This window comes from Microcoleus sp. CAWBG640, assembly GCF_020883015.1.
GTDB classification, from domain to species: Bacteria; Cyanobacteriota; Cyanobacteriia; order Cyanobacteriales; family Microcoleaceae; genus Microcoleus; species Microcoleus anatoxicus.
The window spans coordinates 1-2704 of the sequence record NZ_JAHRFC010000194.1; the positions used below are offsets into that span (position 1 = coordinate 1).

Consider the following 2704-nt stretch of genomic DNA (forward strand, 5'->3'; position numbering starts at 1 on the left):
GAAAAGGCGAAGAAATTGACAGCAAACCTAAGACTATATTTAGCAAAAATGCTTCCATCAAAATCGAGCGGTAAATCCCAATGCGTCGCATCCATCTCTGTAGAGAACTTGCGGATGCTTGACTCTCTCCTTGGGCAAAAAACCGCTCTGGATCTGGTTCCACCAGCAAGCACAACCAATCTGTCCAAGCCGTGGCTAATTCCTCTTTGGAAACATAGCGAATGCCGACTCCTGGATCGGCGATCGCATATTTTTTGCCCTGCTTTCCATACAAAACTACCCAGTGATAACCTTTCCAGTGAATAATAGCAGGTAGAGGGGCATCATCCAGCTTGTCTAAAATGGTAGATGCTGCTCGTACCGATCGAGCATTAAAGCCGATCGCCTCAGCTCCTTGTTTTAACCCCAGTAAAGTCGTCCCTTGTTGACCGGTACCGACGAATTCTCGCAAACGACTAATAGTCAAATTTTGACCATAAAATTTAGCAATGGAAGCTAAGCAAGCAGCTCCGCAATCTTCTTCACTATGCTGGAGAACAACCTGATATTTCATAAATTATTGACTTTTTCGGAGATGGTATTCTCTGGAAAAATCACAACATTTTTTGACAATTTATTGTCATCACCAGAGCCTAAAACAGATTACACATCGCCGGATACTCAATCAGAAAAAAGCACCCATAATGTTATGGGTACTTCCTCGATTCACAGTTATAAAGCTGAATTAACCGACCTCAAATTTACCAGTAGCGAACTACTGCTCTGAAAGTACCGTTACGATTACGGCGGTATACAATGTGACGACGGGGACGGTAACAGCCATAGTAACCACCGTTGACACTAGCAGATTCTTCAGCAGTGATTTCAGTAAACAGTGAGATCTCTTTAGTTGCTTGCATGATAAACTCCTTTTAAGCTGATAAAATTGGACAATAATTAGAAATTTCAGCTAAATTCTAGAGCATCGTTTAAATTGGAATTTCTGAATTTTTACACCAAAATTTCTGAAGTTCTCACAGTCAGTTACCAGTCGTAGTAGCGACGATAGGACACATTGTGTACGTACCCATGAACTGGGCGACCATCGAAGTAGGGATTGTAGCTGTAGTTATCGCAGTTGCTACGACGGCTGACATAACGATAACGATGAGCCCCGTTGACACTGGCAGATGCTTCTGGGGTGATGTCAGTAAACAGTGAGCTGTCTAGTGAGGTGTCTTTAGTTTCTTTCATGATAGACTCCATTTTATGCGCTCAAATTGGACACAAGCTAGAAACTAGATCGACTTTCTAGCTTCGTTTAAATACTGATCTATGTTTCTTAAAAGCAGGTGGATCTCCGGAATATTACGGATAAATTTTCCCAACTAAGCCCCTAGACTTATTTTTCTAAACCACGATGGTTTTATACGGACGCTGCCGACTCGGATCGTACATATAAAGTTGACTGACATCTGGTACAAAAAAGAAGCCATTGATATCATCTGCATTGCTATTGCTGGCATCGCTATTACTGTCAAGATCGCTGACACCGCTGCTCCTATTACCACCGCTGACAGTAGCTGATTCGGCATCTGTTAGTTCAGTAAACAGTGAGTGTTGTTGATTTTCAAACATAATGAACTCCTTGGGAATTTAATTAATCAAAAATTTGCAGTCAAGACTTTTTCGTCCCTCTGTCTCAGAGAGATCGATCTCAGTCAAAGATTCGGTGACTATTCAATACTTACGTGTAATGAAAATAGAACCCGGTTTTTTTACCAGTCTCGATATGGGAGCGAAGTTGGGATGCTCATTCAGGGAATCTGTGCGGATTTTTGGCTGTAGCCTACGAATTTTGATTGAGACTTCTAAATGTATCCTGGCGATCCGGAAATTTCAAAATAAATGCGCTCAAAGAAATAAGGATTTTTCGAGTTAGCCACCATGTGGAATTTTTAGAGCAACCCGAACCGTGGTTAGGACATGATTAATTGCTGAAATCGTTAGGGCTAATTAGGCGATCGCCTAAATTTCTTCCCTTTTCCATCTTCCATCTTCCATCTTTCCTCTTCTTACCCTGTTGTCGCCATGTCTCCTCTTCCCGAATCCCCATCCGTTGAAACCTTTGAGAACAACCAATTTTTGCCCCCTGTCAGCCGCTGGACAAGTTTGGGGGGAATTTTGATGGTGGCTACATTTGGAGGTGCGATCGCCCTTGCTAGCGTCACCAAATACAGTGCTACAGTTAAAGCAGATGCGATCGTCCGTCCCGCCGGAGAAGTCCGCGTTGTACAAGCGACAACAGAGGGCACCGTCGAAAGCATTGCAGTTACTGAAAATCAGGTGGTGAAACAAGGAGATGCGATCGCCGTTGTGGACGCATCCCGTTTAGATAGTCAAAAAAAGCAATTCCAAGAAACTGTCACTCAGTCTCAGACAGCAGCCGATGAAATCAATCGCCAATTGCGGGAATTGGAGAATCAAATTTTAGCTAGCGCCCAATTTCAGAGTATCCAAAATGAAAGTTCCGCAGTAGATAAATTAGTGGAATCAGCTCTGGTAAAACTAGCAACATCCTTGCCCGATGTAGCTGAACGATTAGGCAGAAGTCGGCGGGTTTTGCTGGTGAAGCGCTCGTCAATTCAACAGCAATTGATTCAAGCTCAAAAAGAACTAAATCAAGTTGAATTAAAACTCAAATATAGCGTTGTCAGATCTCCAG

The 2704-nt window shown here is 42.8% G+C and carries 5 protein-coding genes; 1 reads left to right on the forward strand and 4 read right to left on the reverse strand.

The genetic code is table 11. The features are described 5' to 3' along the window. The 4 genes from AAFP11_RS30155 to AAFP11_RS30170 form a co-directional block, all read right to left on the reverse strand. Positions 1-553: cysteine peptidase family C39 domain-containing protein (locus AAFP11_RS30155; RefSeq protein ID WP_341740304.1), on the reverse strand; the 553-nt coding region annotated here is incomplete at its 3' end. A gap of 187 nt (positions 554-740) precedes the next feature. Then, complete coding sequence (locus AAFP11_RS30160) at positions 741-899, reverse strand: hypothetical protein (RefSeq protein ID WP_341740305.1); 159 nt, start codon at positions 897-899, stop codon at positions 741-743. Positions 900-1023: 124 nt separating this feature from the next. Further along, the gene (locus AAFP11_RS30165; RefSeq protein WP_341740306.1) at positions 1024-1245 is read right to left on the reverse strand and encodes a hypothetical protein; all 222 of its coding nucleotides are present in this window, start codon (positions 1243-1245) and stop codon (positions 1024-1026) included. 144 nt (positions 1246-1389) lie between these two features. Continuing rightward, positions 1390-1617 (reverse strand): secretion protein HlyD, encoded by a 228-nt coding sequence (locus tag AAFP11_RS30170; RefSeq protein WP_341740307.1) that lies wholly within the window; start codon positions 1615-1617, stop codon positions 1390-1392. A gap of 453 nt (positions 1618-2070) precedes the next feature. Between AAFP11_RS30170 and AAFP11_RS30175 the strand changes: the two genes are divergently transcribed. Then, on the forward strand, positions 2071-2704 hold a 634-nt coding region (locus tag AAFP11_RS30175; RefSeq protein WP_341740308.1), incomplete at its 3' end, for a biotin/lipoyl-binding protein.